The 17,062-nt window shown below is 33.0% G+C and carries 13 protein-coding genes and 1 rRNA gene; 10 read left to right on the top strand and 4 right to left on the bottom strand.

The features are described 5' to 3' along the window. The 8 genes from rrf to GQN54_RS10395 form a co-directional block, all read left to right on the top strand. A 5S ribosomal RNA gene (rrf, locus tag GQN54_RS10430) occupies nucleotides 1–97 on the top strand; the annotation flags it as partial. 220 nt (nucleotides 98–317) lie between these two features. Beyond that, nucleotides 318–2,081, top strand: a complete 1,764-nt coding sequence (locus tag GQN54_RS10425) for a putative porin (protein ID WP_160633480.1) — start codon at nucleotides 318–320, stop codon at nucleotides 2,079–2,081. 18 nt (nucleotides 2,082–2,099) lie between these two features. After that, a complete protein-coding gene (locus GQN54_RS10420) occupies nucleotides 2,100–3,434 on the top strand; it encodes a flippase (RefSeq protein WP_160633479.1) in 1,335 nt (444 codons plus the stop codon). A 105-nt stretch (nucleotides 3,435–3,539) separates the two neighbouring features. Further along, entirely contained in the window at nucleotides 3,540–4,772 is a 1,233-nt protein-coding gene (locus GQN54_RS10415; RefSeq protein WP_160633478.1) for a hypothetical protein, read from the top strand. After that, nucleotides 4,769–5,866: a glycosyltransferase family 4 protein gene (locus GQN54_RS10410; protein ID WP_160633477.1), complete on the top strand. Its 1,098-nt coding sequence runs from the start codon at nucleotides 4,769–4,771 to the stop codon at nucleotides 5,864–5,866. Before GQN54_RS10415 ends, GQN54_RS10410 begins: the two co-directional genes overlap by 4 nt. A gap of 137 nt (nucleotides 5,867–6,003) precedes the next feature. After that, nucleotides 6,004–7,302, top strand: a complete 1,299-nt coding sequence (locus tag GQN54_RS10405; protein WP_160633476.1) for an O-antigen ligase family protein — start codon at nucleotides 6,004–6,006, stop codon at nucleotides 7,300–7,302. Beyond that, complete coding sequence (locus GQN54_RS10400) at nucleotides 7,277–8,374, top strand: DUF1972 domain-containing protein (RefSeq protein WP_160633475.1); 1,098 nt, start codon at nucleotides 7,277–7,279, stop codon at nucleotides 8,372–8,374. Before GQN54_RS10405 ends, GQN54_RS10400 begins: the two co-directional genes overlap by 26 nt. A gap of 9 nt (nucleotides 8,375–8,383) precedes the next feature. Further along, nucleotides 8,384–9,739, top strand: coding sequence for an exopolysaccharide biosynthesis polyprenyl glycosylphosphotransferase (locus GQN54_RS10395; protein ID WP_160633474.1), 1,356 nt, complete (start codon nucleotides 8,384–8,386; stop codon nucleotides 9,737–9,739). 3 nt (nucleotides 9,740–9,742) lie between these two features. Here the strand turns inward: GQN54_RS10395 and GQN54_RS10390 are convergent, their stop codons facing one another. Together GQN54_RS10390 and dnaB are read right to left on the bottom strand one after the other, a co-directional pair. Then, a complete protein-coding gene (locus GQN54_RS10390; RefSeq protein ID WP_160633473.1) occupies nucleotides 9,743–10,999 on the bottom strand; it encodes an asparagine synthetase B in 1,257 nt (418 codons plus the stop codon). A gap of 42 nt (nucleotides 11,000–11,041) precedes the next feature. Next, on the bottom strand, nucleotides 11,042–12,535 hold the full coding sequence (dnaB, locus tag GQN54_RS10385) for a replicative DNA helicase (protein WP_235933050.1): 1,494 nt from the start codon (nucleotides 12,533–12,535) through the stop codon (nucleotides 11,042–11,044). A gap of 215 nt (nucleotides 12,536–12,750) precedes the next feature. Between dnaB and GQN54_RS10380 the strand changes: the two genes are divergently transcribed. After that, entirely contained in the window at nucleotides 12,751–14,049 is a 1,299-nt protein-coding gene (locus GQN54_RS10380) for a hypothetical protein (RefSeq protein WP_207554873.1), read from the top strand. Nucleotides 14,050–14,069: 20 nt separating this feature from the next. On the opposite strand, the gene GQN54_RS10375 is transcribed toward GQN54_RS10380, so the two are convergent. After that, a complete protein-coding gene (locus GQN54_RS10375) occupies nucleotides 14,070–15,071 on the bottom strand; it encodes an acetyl-CoA carboxylase carboxyltransferase subunit alpha (RefSeq protein ID WP_160633470.1) in 1,002 nt (333 codons plus the stop codon). Between the two features lie 105 nt (nucleotides 15,072–15,176). Between GQN54_RS10375 and ispE the strand changes: the two genes are divergently transcribed. Continuing rightward, complete coding sequence (gene ispE / locus GQN54_RS10370; RefSeq protein ID WP_160633469.1) at nucleotides 15,177–15,980, top strand: 4-(cytidine 5'-diphospho)-2-C-methyl-D-erythritol kinase; 804 nt, start codon at nucleotides 15,177–15,179, stop codon at nucleotides 15,978–15,980. Between the two features lie 5 nt (nucleotides 15,981–15,985). On the opposite strand, the gene GQN54_RS10365 is transcribed toward ispE, so the two are convergent. Then, nucleotides 15,986–17,062, bottom strand: a complete 1,077-nt coding sequence (locus GQN54_RS10365) for an LptF/LptG family permease (RefSeq protein WP_160633468.1) — start codon at nucleotides 17,060–17,062, stop codon at nucleotides 15,986–15,988.

Genomic DNA, 17,062 nt, shown 5'->3' with positions numbered 1-17,062 from the left:
TGCGATGAGGATCACCTCTTCCCATTCCGAACAGAGAAGTTAAGCTCATCAGCGCAGATGGTACTGGGTTAACCGGGAGAGTATGTCGTCGCCATTTTTTTAGCCTCAAGATTTTTCTTGAGGCTTTTTTTTTGTTAAAACTTTTTAAGCCTATTTTTTGTATTTATAGGTAGTTTTTAGCACAGCGTTTTCTTAAATAACATGATATTAATTATTACTTCATAAATTCGATGTCGTTTGATGATTAGTATACTATAAACAACTTTGAAATTAACTGTTTTCAGGGTTTTTTATATACTTTTGACCTTTCTAAAAACATGGGAAAACTAGGTTTATTTCTTCTATTAATTTTCAATTCTTTCTTTATTCATGGTCAGGATTCTACCTTGAGTAGATATGAGTTATTAAATTCTGAAGATACACTGGTTTATTCTCCTATCATTCTGGACGAATTTGAAAACTATCGATTTAAGCATCGTGATTTTAATGCTTCTTCTGGTAATATAGGATTGCCTACATACTATTTGGATAGTCTTTTTCTTGTTGATTATAATGGATTTTTCAATGGTTATTCGAATTCACTATTTTCTAAGGACCAAATGAAGTTCTATACGCAGGAGAAAGACTTGACTCTATTACAGTATGTTAATGGAGCACAATCTGAACAATACTTTAGAGTGTTGCATAGTAATCAATTTGGTAAAGGATTAAACATTAGTTTTGACTATAATCGTATTATTTCAGAAGGATTTTATTTGAATCAATTAACAGATAATACGCACTTTAATACAAGTCTAAACTTTAATTCACGTAATTCAAAGTATCAACTAAAGGCTTTTTATTTAATTTCAAACTTGAAGGTTCAAGAGAATGGTGGAATTCAATTTTCAGATTCTTCTGATGAAAATTTAAACAATTCGGATTTACTAAATGTAAAATTATCCTCTGCTAGTCAAAAGATGAGGAGTCAATCTGTTTTAGTTCATCAAAATTTAAAGATGGTGGATTCATCTATTATCGGAGCTATTCGATTAATACAAGAGTCTGAATTGGCCTGGAGTTGGAAATGGTATAAAGATAATGGGGTTACTGATTTTTATCAAAATATTTTTTATGACTCTACAAAAACGTTTGATTCAATTCATGCTCATCGATTTAGAAATGCAATTGGATTAAGTTTATTCGATAATCAATTAAAACTTAAATACGAATATCAATACCATGGATATTCCCAGGATAGTATATACGATACCTTATATACTTCTGATTTCGTTAGTTTACAATATCGTAATAGTTTCAATAGGTTTAGTTTCGACTTAATGTCAATGATTGGTTTGTCAGGGTATAATTCAGGCGATTATTCTAGTAGTGTTGGCTTATCGTATAGGATAGACAGTAGTTCTACCATCCGATTGTTAGCAAGTACCCAAAGTCAAAGTCCTTTTTATTGGCAGAATCGTTACAATGGAAACCATCTTGTTTATAGCAATGAATTTATTAACGAAGAGCTTACAAGGCTTGGAGTTGATTACCAAAATAAAAAGTATAAAGGCTCGATTGGGATACAGCATGTTATTAGGGAAAATCCAATATACTTTAATTCAGGAGGAAGCTCTAGTCAACTTATTGATCAATTATCTATAACTCAATTTTCACTTAATAAGAATTTTAAATTCGGAAATTTTTATTGGAATAATATCTTTAATTATCAAATCAACTCTAATGATTCGATATTACCTCTTCCAAGTTTTATGTCCTCCCATACTTTATATTATGAGAATACATTATTCAAAAGTAATTTGCTTATCCAGTTGGGAGCAACCTATAAATATATTAGTAAATATAAAGGGTATGGATACTTTCCAGAGAATGCTGCTTTTGTGCTGCAGGAAAATAGTAATTTGGGAGGATTCGGGTATTTAGATATATTTTTTAAATTTAGGATACAGCATGCAAGAGTCTTTGCTAAACTAGAAAATCTTTTAGGTGATCAATTCCAACCTGATGGAATGATGATAAATGACTATCCGATACCTGGTAGAGCTTTTAAAATAGGATTAAGTTGGGCTTTATTTAATTAAAGTTTCGTTTAGTAAAATATGGATATTTCTAAATTAAAATCAGCCATCACACAAGAAGGGTTTCTAAGATATTTTAGGAATACTTCATGGTTAGTAGGTGAAAAAATACTCAGAATTTTTGCTGGAATAGTTGTTGGCGCTATGGTTGCTAGATATTTGGGTCCTTCCAAGTATGGATTATTCAACTATGCAATTAGCTTTGTAGGAGTTTTTATTTCCTTGGCTACTCTGGGATTAGACAGTATTGTTGTCAGAGAACTAATAAAACTTGAAAAACGCAAAGAGGAAATTCTTGGTAGTGCCTTTGTTATGCGTTTCTTGGGTTCTTTTGTAGTTTTAACATTATTGTACTTGTCCGTTTTGCTAACTGATAATACCGAGTTAGAAAGCACATTGATTTTGATTATAGGAGCTTCTACTATTTTTCATTGCTTTAATACGATAGACTTTTATTTTCAATCTAAAGTACTTTCAAAGTATATTGTTTTTTCCAGTATTGCAGCAATGCTTGTTTCATCAATAATGAAACTCTTTTTAATATATTTTGAAGCTTCTTTAGTTTACTTCGCTATAGTTGTGATATTTGAAAGTATTACGCTTTCCTTGTTTCTATTTTACTTCTACAGAAAACAGGGTAATAGAATGAAGTCTTGGAAGTTTAGTTGGGATGTGTCTAAGTATTTGTTGAAGGATAGTTGGCCTCTTATCCTATCTGGAGTTGTGGTTTCTATGTATCTGAAAATTGACCAAGTAATGATAAAACATATGGTAGATGATTATGCCGTAGGAATTTATGCAGCAGCTGCAAGGTTGAGTGAAACTTGGTACTTTATTCCGATTGTCATTACCAACTCTTTATTTCCAGCAATAGTTAATGCTAAGAAAAGGAATGACGGAAGTTATCAATTAAGAGTTCAAAGGTTGTTTGATTTTATGGTAATTATTTCATTAGCTATAGCGATACCGGTTACTTTTTTAAGTCAATTTCTCATTGAAGTGTTGTACGGAGAAGACTTTTTAGCGGCAGCTACTATTTTGATAATTCAGATGTGGACGGGTATTTTTGTCGCATTAGGAGTGGCGAGTAGTGCTTGGTTAATTAGTGAAAACTTACAGAAGATATATTTATTGGGTTCAATTTTAGGCGCCTGCATTAATATAGCTCTCAATTATATATTTATTCCTACTTATGGTGTGATAGGAGCAGCATTTACTACTATGTTTTCTCAAGTAGTATCCATTTTATTTTTAGAACTATTATTTAAAAAAACTCGAGGAGTCCTAATGATGAAATGGAAGTCAGTATTTGTTGTAAGTATAGTTTCATTTATTGTAAAAAAAGTAAATAAATAGTTTTAACACATAAACGTTGAATAATATACATTCAATGTTAACGCAATGTTATTTGGAATTCTATCTTTGTTAATTTTAAGGTAAAGTACATTCCACTCAGAATCTATGGGTAAGATTAAAAATCTTTTATTTCAAGTTTTTGGTTATATACATTTTACAGTAAATGTATTATTAATTGTTCCGCCTTTAACCTACACTAGTTTATTTTCAACTTTGCTATTGCCAAAGATGTTCAAAAGAAAATCGGTTTTAATCGGTTTGGGTGTAGTGTCTTCAATTTTTGTATTTTATTCAATTATACATTTCATTAATGGTGTGGATTTAAACTATTACCTAAAGTCGACTTTGTTTATGTGTTTTCTTAGCTTTTCCACTTTAGCTATATATGTTTATCTAGAATCGAATTTAAATGAACTTGCAAAGTTATTTAAGTTTTTACCATTTGTTGTTTTTGGAATTTTCGTGCTTGGAATTGGAGCATATTTTACTGATTTTGATCATCTATTTTGGAAGTTACATAATTTTGAAGCGCAAGGTCAATCTATTCCAAGATACATGGGGCTATCTTATGAGCCTTCTTATTATGCCTTGTCAATCACTCCAGTATTTATTTTTTGTCTATTGAAACTTCTATTTAATGTAACATTTAGGAATCTGGGTATTTTCATCTTAGTCAGTATACCTATACTGGCAACATTATCATTTGGATTTTTTATTGCCTCATTCATAGCCCTAGTATTAAGTTTTGGACTTATTTACTTGTTGTTTAAAGAATTCAAAAGAGTTTTGATCTGGCCAATTGCAATGATTCTTGTTTCTTTAGTTGCTGTAAATTTATCGGACAATGCTATAAGTAAAAGGATTGAATTGATCATAAATGGGAATGATACTTCTGTCAATGGAAGGACAGTAGAAGCATTTTATCTAGGCTATAAGTGTGCAGAGCAAAAGAGCGTTTTGATGGGGATTGGGCCTGGACAGATTAAAATAATCGGAGAAGAGGTAATTAGACCATATTATGCAGCTTGGGCACCTATAGGTTATAGTAAAGAAAACTGGCCTATTTTAAGTATACCCAACTCATCTGCAGAAACCCTTGCTATCTATGGAGTCTTAGGGCTAATTTTAAGGTTCACGTTTCAATTGTTCTTATTTTTCAAATTTAAAGTATACCGAAACTATTTTAATCTTATTTTATTTATTTTCATTTTTGTTTATCAATTAATGGGAGGTTTTATAACTTCTTCTATGGAATATGTTTTATGGATTTTTGCCATCTTACCTATTTTTCCTGAATTTAATTTAAAGCAAGAAAAAAAAATAATCAGCTTTAGATGAAAGTATTGATGATAAATAGGGCTACTGTATTTACAGTTCCTGGTGGAGATACAGTTCAAATGGTGGAGACTGCCAAAGCTATTCGTAAACACGGGATTAATGTTGATATTCGATTAGCGAATGAAGAAATTGATTATGAAGGGTATGATTTGATTCATTTTTTTAATATCATTCGTCCCAATAGCATTTCTAGACATGTCAAGAAATCTAAATTACCATTTGTGATTTCAACTATATTTGTTGACTACACTGAAATAGACAGAAAGTTAGGAGGTGTTATGTTACGCACCGCTTCTCAGTTGTTGGGCTCAGATTGGTTAGAATATCTAAAAGTTATCGGGAGAAGTTTCCTCAATGGAGACAAAATAATTGACAACTCCTATATATTTCGAGGACATAAGAGATCAGTTGAACAATTATTAAATTCTGCTTCTCTTTTGCTCCCTAATTCAGATAATGAATTTAAACGCTTATCGAAAAGATATCGATTTAAAAGTGAGTATTTAAAAGTTCCTAATGCCGTCAGTGAAGAGTTCTTAGAAACTAATCCCAACAATAATAAGAGCGGCATAGTAATGGTGGCAAGAATTGAGGCACTTAAGAATCAATTGAATTTAATAGAAGCGATGAAGGGATTAAATACCACTCTCAAGATTGTCGGGAAACCTGCTCCAAATCATATGGATTACTATCAAAAATGTATTGAACAAGCACCTTCAAATGTAGAATTTTTGGGGCAATTGGACCGAAGAGAGGTCATTGCTCAATTAGACGCTGCAAAAGTGCATGTATTACCAAGTTGGTTTGAAACAACTGGTCTGAGTACATTAGAAGCTGCGGCAAGAAACTGTAATGTCGTAATTACAAGAAAAGGAGATACTCAAGAGTATTTTGGGGACAAAGCGAGATATTGCGAACCTGGCGATCCGGAATCTATTAAATCTGCACTTGTAAAAGCTCTCGAAGACAAGTCGGAGTTGAAAGATTTTATTAAAGAGCATTATACTTGGGGTAAAGCAGCTGAGAAGACTATTGAAGGGTACCAACATGTATTAAAACAAAAGAGCGGGTACAACCTACATAAAAACGGCTAAGAGTAATTCAAGAACATTAAATACTTAATAGTTTGTAAGTGAGGTTAATGTATGTGTTTGCCATTTATTCTAACAATGAACTTATTCACCATATATGGAGAGTTTAAAATTAGAGGTAGCTTTGCATAATAATTAATATGAAGTCTAAGGAAAAGTTAAATGAGGCATTAAACAAATGGATTCTATTCACACTATATTTAGTGGTGATTAGTTTTCCTCTGGTTTACCATGCTTCAAATGTAGTACTGTATTCACTTTGGCTTTTATGGTTAGTTAAGACTTTTATTACACCTAAGGACAAAAGGACAGTATTAACTGGCTTAAATAGACCAATATTAGTTCTATTTTTATCTTTATTTCTATGGCAAGCGATATCGCTCACATACAATATCAATATTTTAGAGGGGATTAAAAACGTTGAAGGTAAACTCAGTTTAGTTTTTATTCCACTCCTTTTTTTCACTACAGAGCTATCTTTAAAGTCAATTATGAGCTTATTTAAAGCTTATGTATTTTCTATAAGCTCATTCAGTGTTTTTTTATTGGCCAATTTAGCATTTATATATTTTTCGGAAGGAAAACTATTAATATATCATGATTTTACAAATGCAATTGATCTTCATGCTGTATTTTTCTCCTATTATGTTTTTTTGAATGTTGTTTTGACAAGTTACCTTTACTTTAGAAAGGACACCACAAAGTCAGAACGAGTTATTTATAGTACTTCTATTTTGTTGTCTTTTATCGTATTGGTGATTTCTGCTTCAAAAAATGTGTTAGCAGTAACCACAGTTAGCTTGTTTTTAGGTTATATTTTATCCATTAAGAAAAGAAGAATAAGGGTAAAAGAGATCCTTATTTTATTATTTACTATTCTCATAGGAGTTGCAGTTTTATTACAAATAAAGACTATAAAGAATCGCGTAAATGAGATTACAGAATTGCGTGGACTTGAAGGCTTTCAAAAAGTTAGAGATGGAATTTTTATAGAGGAAGAGGACATAAACCAGTTTAATGGAACATCCCTGAGGCTGACATTGTGGTATTTAGGAGTAAAAACTTTAAGGGAAGAAGGTAAGTTGATTCAAGGCTTATCAGCCGGAGATCGAAAGGATGTTATGAATCAGAAATATTTCGAAACAGGCTTGAATCCGTGGTATTATGACTATAATCTTCATAATCAATTTGTGCAAACTTTCGTTGAATTAGGTTTAGTAGGCTTAATTATCTATTTGGTTCTGATTGTATTATTATTTATTAAAGCAATAAAAGATAGAAACTGGCTTTTGACCGTTTTTCTTTCAGCGTTCGTTATTTTTCAGATGACAGAGTCTGTGCTAGAAAGAAATAAAGGGATAGTTTTTTTCATTTTTATAATTATGTTATTGTTAAAATTGAATCCACACTGTAATGAAAATAGGAATATTAGGAACTAGGGGGGTGCCAAATTTTTATGGAGGATTCGAACAGTTCGCAGCTTACCTTTCAAAATATCTGGTCAATAAAGGACATGAAGTGTGGGTTTATAATTCAAATCTTCACCCCTATCAAGAGTCTACTTGGGAGGGTGTAAGTATTATCCATTGCTATGATCTTGAAGATAAAATTGGAACTGCAGGGCAGTTTGTTTATGATTTAAATTGTATTCTTGATTCGCGAAAAAGGGGTTTTGATGTATTGCTACAGCTGGGCTATACTAGCAGTTCCATTTGGGGACGTTTGCTTCCATCACAATCTATTATTGTTACGAATATGGATGGTCTTGAATGGAAAAGAAGTAAATTCAACACTTATGTTCAGCGGTTTTTACGATATGCTGAATCATTGGCGGTTAAAAGAAGCGATTTTTTGGTTTCAGATTCCATTGGTATACAAAATTATATTCAAAATAAATACGATAGATCCTCTGAATATATAGCCTATGGTGCAGACTTATTTAAGTCTCCTGATGTTAATGTTATAGAGAAGTATGGAATTGCAAAGTATTCTTATCATCTTTTGATTGCTCGAATGGAACCAGAGAATAATATAGAAGTAATTTTAGATGGCTATTGTCTCTCCCAAAGTGAAGAAGTATTCTTAGTTGTTGGAAAAACGGAAAATACTTTTGCAAAATATTTAATCGATAAGTACAAAAGTTATTCAAATATTCGATTTTTGGGGGGTATATATGATTTAAATGAATTAAATAATCTCCGATATTTTTGTAGACTTTATTTTCATGGTCATTCAGTTGGGGGGACAAACCCATCTCTTTTGGAGGCCATGGCATCTTCTGCCTTGATTGTCGCTCATAATAACATTTTTAATCAAACTATATTAGAAAAGTCGTCCTTTTACTTTGAGAATAAAGAAGACATCGCGAAGTATGTTAATGCTGATTTGTCACCTGCTCAACGAAATAATATGATTTCAGAGAATTTGAATAAAATCGAACATCAATTTAGTTGGGAGAAGATAGTATCTTCGTACGAGGATTTGTTTATAAAATTGAAACAGAAGAATTAGGCAGAATTAATGAATAATAATCATTCATATTTTTTAGGACTTTATTACCGATTAACTGACTTTTTCAGTGTTAATCTCGCATTTTTATTGGGAGTCTTTATTCGATTTTCAAATGAACCGACCTTTTCCTTTATAGAAAGTGGTTATGCTAGCTTTTTAATATTTGTAAATTTAGTTTGGATAGTTTCTTCTTCCTCCCAACGAATTTATTCGCTTCAGCGTTTTTCAGGACGTTTTAGTTACGTTTTAACTACCGCTGCGGTAGTATTACTTCATTTACTGATAATAGTTGCTTTTAATGGATTAATTAAGACTTATTATTCCCGACTATTTATTTTCTTTACCTATGTCAATTTTATTGCATTGATGCTTTTGTTTCGGTTTTTAGCAAATTGGGTCTATCGATTGTATTTAAACAGAAAAGTAATAAAAAGTGCTATTGTAATTGTTGGTGATGAGATTTACCAAGGAGATGTAGAAGGTTTCTTAATGGAGAATATCAACGAAGATTTCCAAGAAATATTTAGGTTGGAAGGGGAGTGTTCAATCATTGAGAAACTTGAGTCTATTAAGCAAAACTTACCAATTTCTGAATTGTATGTTCCTTTGTCAAAATATAATGAGGATGAGTTAGAAGAACTGTCTAATTATTGTGATAACAATTTTATTAGGATGAAATTAATTTTTGATTCTAAAAGAATTAGTGCACGTAAAATGACAGCTTTTAAGTATAATCAAACAACGGTTTTCGGGATTAACCTGACTCCATTAGATGATGGGTACAATATTTTATTAAAAAGAATTTTCGATTTTTTGTTTGCTTCCTTCTGTATGCTGTTTCTATTTAGTTGGCTCTTCCCAATTATTGCTATTGCGATAAAATTGAGTTCTAAAGGACCGGTATTTTTTACTCAAATGCGAACAGGAATAGATAATAAGGAGTTTAAATGTTATAAGTTTCGATCAATGAAAATGAATGTGGATGCTGATAGAATTCAGGCAACTGCCAATGATCCTAGAATTACAAAGATTGGGGCTTTTTTAAGAAGAACAAGTCTTGATGAATTGCCTCAATTCATCAACGTTATTCGGGGGGAAATGAGCATCGTAGGACCCAGACCACATATGTTAAAACATACAGAGGAGTACAGTCAAATAATTGGGAACTTTATGAATCGGCATGCTATTAAACCTGGGATTACAGGTTTAGCTCAAATTAAAGGTTATCGTGGAGAAATCGACGATATTTCTTTGCTGCAAAACCGTGTTCGACTAGATAGATTTTATGTTAATAATTGGACTTTACTCCTAGATGTTAAAATTGTAATTCAAACTGCATTGACAATTTTCAAGGATCATAAATAACTATTATGTTTTTTGTTTCTTTTTCTTAGCTGCGGGAAAAAGTACATTGTTTAAAATTAAGCGATATCCAGGACTGTTGGGATGTAAGTTCAAATCAGTGGGAGGATCACCTACAAAGTGTTGGTAATCTTCAGGGTCATGCCCTCCATAAAAAGTCCAGGTACCTTTTCCATAATTCCCGTGTATATATCTCGCACTATTTAAGGCTTTACTTTCACCTAAAATCAATATTTCTGGTTTGATAAACTGCTTATTAAATGCCGTGGTTTGTCCCATGAAACCCTTTACTATTGAGGTATGGTTTTGACAAAGCATAGTAGGCACTGGATCCCATTTTGCAGAGAACTCAAACAAAGTAAAGAAATCTAATTTTTCAGGAGTCCTGCTGTGAGATGGGGTGGCGTCAATATTTGAGAATTCATACTGCATTGGATCTGTAATTAATGTAAAATCCTTAAACGCAAAAGTATTTTTAAAATTTAGTTTAGAATTATAGTTCGGTGTGGTGCCGTCTCCGTCAAACATTGGTTCGCAAATGTCGATGTCCATAGCAGAAAGTGCAATGTCATAAGAGTCCGTTCCTGAGCACATCGTAAACAAAAAGCCACCTCCTGCGGTAAATTCCCTTATTTTTTTTGCAACACCTAATTTCAATTCGGACACTTTACGAAATCCTAGTTTAGCTGCATTTTCCTCATTGAATCGAACTTGCTCTTTATACCAAGGGTAACTTCTATAGTTCCCGTAAAATCTACCATATTGTCCGGTAAAGTCTTCATGATGTAGGTGCAACCAATCGTATAAAGGCAGTTTTCCGTTTATTATTTCTTCATCATACACCACTTCATAAGGGATCTCTGCGTAGGTAAGCACTAGCGTAACAGCATCATCCCATGGCTGTTTATTTTTAGGAGAATAAACGGCCATTTTTGGAGCCTTCTCTAATTTTATAGCATCCATATTAGCCTCTGGATTTGCTATTTCAGTCAAAATGCCATTTGCTTTAGCATCAGGAATTAACTCATAAGAAACACCTCTAATCAAACATTCATCTTGAATAGGTTTTGCAGCTTTAATCATAAAGCTGCCACCTCGGTAATTGAGAAGCCATTGAACCTCCACATCTCTTTCTAAAACCCAAAATGCAACACCATAGGCTTTGAGGTGATTACTTTGCGCCTCGTCCATTGGGATTAAAACATAAGAAGCCTTAGAAGATAGACTTAAAAATATGATTAGGTAAAGAAAAATGTATTTCATAACTGATAGCCGCTATTGAGAATCCTTAAAATTAAGGATTATTTAGAACGGAACATCATCGTCGTCGAAATCGTCCATTTTCGAAGACCTGGTGATGGTATTTGCAGCTGTATCAAATTCGTCATTAATAGGCATTTCACCAAAAGCATTTCCTCCTGAGGCTCCTTCATCACCAAAAAAGTTATTTTCTAAATTACCAAACTTAGCCAATTCGGCTGTAAACTTCAATTGTACATCACCAACAGAACCATTTCTATGTTTGGCAATAATAATGTTTGCAACTCCAAGAGTCGATTGACCAGCTTCATCTTCAGTAATGCCATAATACTCAGGTCTGTTGATGAACAAAACCATATCCGCATCTTGTTCAATAGAACCTGATTCTCTCAGGTCAGAAAGTTGAGGACGCCTATCTCCTCCTCGAGATTCTACTGCTCTACTTAGCTGAGAAAGAGCAATGACAGGTATATTAAGTTCTTTAGCAATACTCTTTAATGATCTCGAAATTGTACTAATTTCTTGTTCACGATTTCCTTTTCCTTCGCCACCAGCAGTCATTAACTGCATGTAATCAACTACTAGTAATTGAATATCATGTTGTGCTTTTAATCTTCTTGCTTTAGCTCTTAACTCAAAAACAGAAATAGCCGGTGTATCGTCTATAAAAATTGGAGCTTCTGTCAATCCCGCTATTTTGGTATGTATTTGTGCTAATTCATCATATCTCAAATTACCATTTCTTAATTTACCGGAAGAAAGTTCTGATTCAGCAGAAATTAAACGAGTTACTAACTGAAGGGAGGACATCTCTAATGAAAAGATGGCAATTGCTTTATTAAAATCTACTGCTGCATTTCTACACAAAGACAGCGCAAATGAGGTCTTACCCATTGCAGGACGAGCCGCCAAGATTATCAAATCTGAGGGTTGCCAACCTGAGGTCATTTTATCTAATGCAGTAAATCCCGAAGGAGTTCCTACTATATTTCCATCTTGATTTTTGGCTGTTTCAATTTGTTTGATTGCTTGCCGAACCAAAGTGGACATATCATCCCAATTCTTCCGAATATTTCCTTCAGTAACGCTAAAGAGGCTACTTTCAGCTTTGTCCATTAGGCTAAATACATCGGTTGTTTCGTCGTAAGCGTCAGAGATAATCTCCGAAGAGATTCTTATCAGCTCACGTTGAATATATTTTTGAGCAACAATCCGCGCATGAAATTCAATGTTAGCAGATGAAACAACTTTGTTGGTTAATTGAGAAATATAATACGGTCCACCGACAATTTCTAATTCTCCCCTTTGCTTTAAAGTGTTCGTAATTGTTAATATGTCAATTGGCTCCGATTTTTCAAACAAATGCTGAATAACACTGAAGATCTTTTGGTGACTATCTTTATAAAAACTCTTAGGTTGTAAGATATCAATTGCAGTGTTTACCGCATCCTTTTCTAACATCATTGCTCCTAAAACTGCCTCTTCTAAATCTACAGCTTGTGGTTGTAGTCTACCATGCTCTAAGTTAGAAAGTTGCATTGTATTTTTTGCGCTTCTTTTACGCGATTGTTCTCTAAATTTGTCTCCAGTATCCATCGTTTCAAAATTAGTAATTTAGACCACTATCCTTCTACAATTGTATTCAATTTTTAAATTTAGTTTTAAAGGGACACAATCACTAAAGGTTATAGAGGAGTAGGATTTGTAAACAAAATATGAACAATAAGTTAACAACATATAAACAGGTATTGAACATGTTATCAAGATTACATAATGACTATTTATTCTTTTTATTTGCTCTCCTTCTTTTTTTGCCTAGCTGTAAAAAAGATGAGGATAAACTTCCGCCTGTTGTAACTATTTCTTCTCCCAAACCCAGTAGCACTGTGGATGGAGATTTTGGTTTTCTGGTTGAAGGAACTATTGCAGATAATGAGAATATTAAGCATATGCAAATTAAGTTAGAGTCAGTATCTTCGAGTAATTATTCCACCTATTTTAAAGAAATACCTATTAATAAGGGGGCAATTGATTTTGTGAAGGAGGTACTAATAGAAAATGAAGATTTTATAGCGGGTTATTATAATTTGAGTGTCACAGCCTTTGATGGAACTAATATTGGGGTTGCAAGTGTTCGTATTTATGTTAATTATGAGCCGATTAAGTTTTTAGGTTGCTTGAGTGCAATTGAATATAATAATCAAACAGTTGTGAATTGGTTTAACCCTGATAATGGCATAGATAGTTTATATGGTCAAGCATCTGTAAGCTTCGGTGGGCTTGCAGTAAATAGTAAGCGTAAATTATACATTCTCGCTGAAAAGGATCAGCGAAACATTACAGCAAGGGAAAAAGTAGTAAACAATCCAGTTTGGTCAATCTCAAATACAAAACTATCGTCCAGCTATCAGTATAAGTCTTTATATACTTTTAATAATTTAATTTATGCATTAAGTTATAATAGTGAGATTGAAATATTTAATCGTGATAGGATACGTCAGAATGTGATATCAACCAGGTATCGACCAATTAAGATGGCAAAAACTTCAAATAAGATTTATACAATTGAACAAGCCTCGACTAACCAATATTATATGGGAGAGTATAATGAGATTGGTGTATTATTAAATCATATATTTTTAAATTTTTATCCCGTCGGAATTGAGGGCCAAAAGTCAGGAGATGTTTATGTCTTAGGAAATTTCAATAATCTTGGGAAATTAATGGAGTATAAAAGTAAAGCATCCGCTTTTAATGAACTACAAAATTTTAATTATGAATTATCTAGTTCATGTTATTGTGATGGAAAACTTTATTTTAATTCCATATCAGGGAGTTTCTATGAATTTTCTATTGGTTTTAATAATGGAATACAAAGAGCTAGTGGGGTTTATTCGGATTTGATGAAATGTCACGAATCAACGAAACAACTCTATTATAACCATAGTAGTCAGGGGAATTGGGGTATAATTGATGTTAGAAACAACGCAAAGATATACCAAGGGAATTACGCTAGTAAAGTACTAGGAATAGAATTCCTGTACTCTAGATAAATATATTGTGATTTAAAAACTTACTTCGCTTTAGCTGCTACTGATTTTCTTGGAGCTTTTACTTTTGGCTCCACCACAACCCCCATATCACAGAATTTATTGATTCGCTCTTCAATTCGTTTTTCTGAATCAACAGCCTCTAGTTTCTTTATGTGGGTTACAATCTCTTTTCTCACGGTTTGAAACATTTCTTCAGGGTTAGCATGAGCACCTCCAATTGGTTCTTTTATAATCCCATCAATTAATTTGTTTTTCAGCATGTCGTCTGCTGTTAGTTTCAAGGCTTCTGCTGCTTTTTCTTTAAAATCCCATGTTCTCCATAAAATCGTAGAGCAGTTTTCAGGAGAAATTACTGAATACCATGAATTTTCAAGCATTAATACTTTATCACCGATTCCGATTCCTAAAGCACCACCTGAAGCTCCCTCTCCGATTACGATACAAATTACTGGCACTGTTAATTGCATCATTTCGATTAAATTTCTTGCAATAGCTTCTCCTTGACCTCTTTCTTCAGCTTCTAATCCAGGAAATGCTCCTGGAGTGTCAATCAATGTAACGATTGGTTTGCCAAATTTTTCAGCTAGATGCATTAAACGCAAAGCTTTTCTGTATCCTTCAGGGTTGGCCATTCCAAAGTTTCTATACTGACGCATTTTAGTATTAATCCCTTTTTGCTGACCAATAAACATGTATGTTTTTCCATCGATTTCACCAAAACCTCCCACCATGGCTTTGTCATCTTTTACAGTTCTATCCCCATGTAGTTCAAGAAAATTACCATTAGTAATGGCTTTGATATAACTCAAGGTATATGGACGCTCAGGGTGTCTAGAAACTTGAACACGTTGCCAAGGAGTCAACTTACTATAAATTTCAGTTTGTACCTCTTTTAGTTTTTTCTCCAGCGCTTTTGTTGTCTTTGAAACATCAACTTTACTTTTTTCCTCTATTTGCTTCGCTTGTTCAATTTGTTCAACAAGTTCTTTTATCGGTTCTTCAAAATCTAAATAAGTTGCCATGCTTAAAGCTTAAAAATTTCTGTAAAATTACAAATAATCTTAGTGCGAAGAAATCAAATCGCGCTGCCAAAGTAAATAGAATATATTTGCAAAAAAATCATTTCAATGAACTTTTTTCCAAACGCGAAAATAAACTTGGGTTTAAATATTACTGAAAAGAGAACTGATGGATTCCACAACCTTGAAAGCGTTTTTGTTCCAGTACTCTGGAATGATGAATTGGAAATTATAGAGTCAGACCAAACCTCCTTTGTGTCATCAGGAATCGAAATTCCTGGAGAGCCCAACGAAAACCTTTGCCTAAAGGCATTCTATCTAGTTCAGTCTGAATTTAAGTTGCCTCCAGTGAGAATTCACCTAAAGAAAAATATTCCAATAGGTGCAGGTTTGGGAGGAGGGTCCTCTGATGCCGCTTTTGTTATAAAAGGAATCAATGAAATGTTTGAATTGAACATGAATGTTGAGCAAATGCAAAATTTTGCTCGCAAACTAGGGAGTGATTGTGCTTTCTTTATAAAGAACGAACCAGTTTTTGCGTTTGGAAAAGGAGATGAATTTGCGCCAATAAATATTGATTTATCTAATAAGTACTTAGTTTTAGTCTATCCTAATGTCCACGTAAGCACTGCACAAGCTTATAGTGGAGTGAAACCGAAAAAGCCTGAGTATTCGCTAAAGGACATTATAAATATGCCGATTAAAGATTGGAGGTCATTTATGAAAAATGATTTTGAACAATCTATTTTTAAGGCATTTCCTAAATTGTACAGATTAAAACAAGATCTATATTCTTTAGGAGCGTTATATGCATCTATGAGCGGTAGTGGCTCTACCATATTTGGAATTTTCGAAGGAATACCGCCTAGAATAAAAGTGAAAGACGCACAAATTCACATCTGCAAACTATAAAGGACTTACTTTGGCGATTTGAATAGAAGATATACCGCTAGTATTCCATATAATATATTCGGTATCCAAATCGCTAGAATTGGGCTAAAATTTCCATTTGTAGCAAAGGTTTCAGAAATCTGCATAAATAAAATGTAAGTGAAGCTAATGGCCAAACCCACACCTATGTGAACGCCTATTCCACCTCTTACTTTTCTGCTTGCAATGGAAACTCCAATAAGCGTAAGAATAAAAGTGGCAAAAGGCGAAGCAATTCGTCCGTATTTTTCCAATTCATAATAGACGGCTTTGTGAGAACCTCTGAATTTTTCTTTCGCAATTGCATCATTTAACTCATAATAATCTAACATTTCAACTGCATTAGAACGTTTGTTGAAATCGTCTGGAGTGATATTAAGTGTAGTATCTTTTGATCGACCTTCTTTAATTATTTCTGATGTTCCATCAATGTATCTCTCATAATAATTAAAAATACTCCATGCTGTTTTTACACTGTCCCACCTCGCAAAATCAGAAATCAATTTGTAGTTCAATTCTCCATTTTTGATGGTTTCTAATGAAAATTTATAACCAATATCTGAAAAGGAATTATAACTTTCAAAATAAGCATATGAGCTATCATCAAGCTGGATATGTATGTTTTGTTCAGTGTTTGTAAATGGGTTTCTAATATATTGCTCCTCGAAGGTTAATCTTACCTTATTAGCGTCAGGTATCAAAAAATTGTTCAAATAGAAGGACATGGAAGCCAATACTGTAGCCGAAATAAAATAAGGAAGCAAAAAGCGTTTAAAACTAACCCCACTGGAAAGAATCGCAATAATTTCGGTGTTGGAAGCCATTTTTGATGTAAAAAAAATGACAGAGATGAACACAAACAAGAAACTAAATAAATTAGCGAAATAGGGGATGAAGTTTAAATAATAATCGAAAATAATGGCACGTAAAGGGGCCTCTTTTTCAATAAAATCGTCTAACTTTTCTGTAATGTCGAACACAACAGCGATGGATATAATTAGCGCAATTGAAAAAAAGAAAGTTCCTAAAAACTTCTTAATAATGTATCTATCTAAAATGCCCAT

This window comes from Acidiluteibacter ferrifornacis, from assembly GCF_009909615.1.
GTDB lineage: Bacteria > Bacteroidota > Bacteroidia > Flavobacteriales_E > Vicingaceae > Acidiluteibacter > Acidiluteibacter ferrifornacis.
Note: the sequence above shows the minus strand (reverse complement) of the source record. Positions and strands in the feature narration are given on the sequence as shown.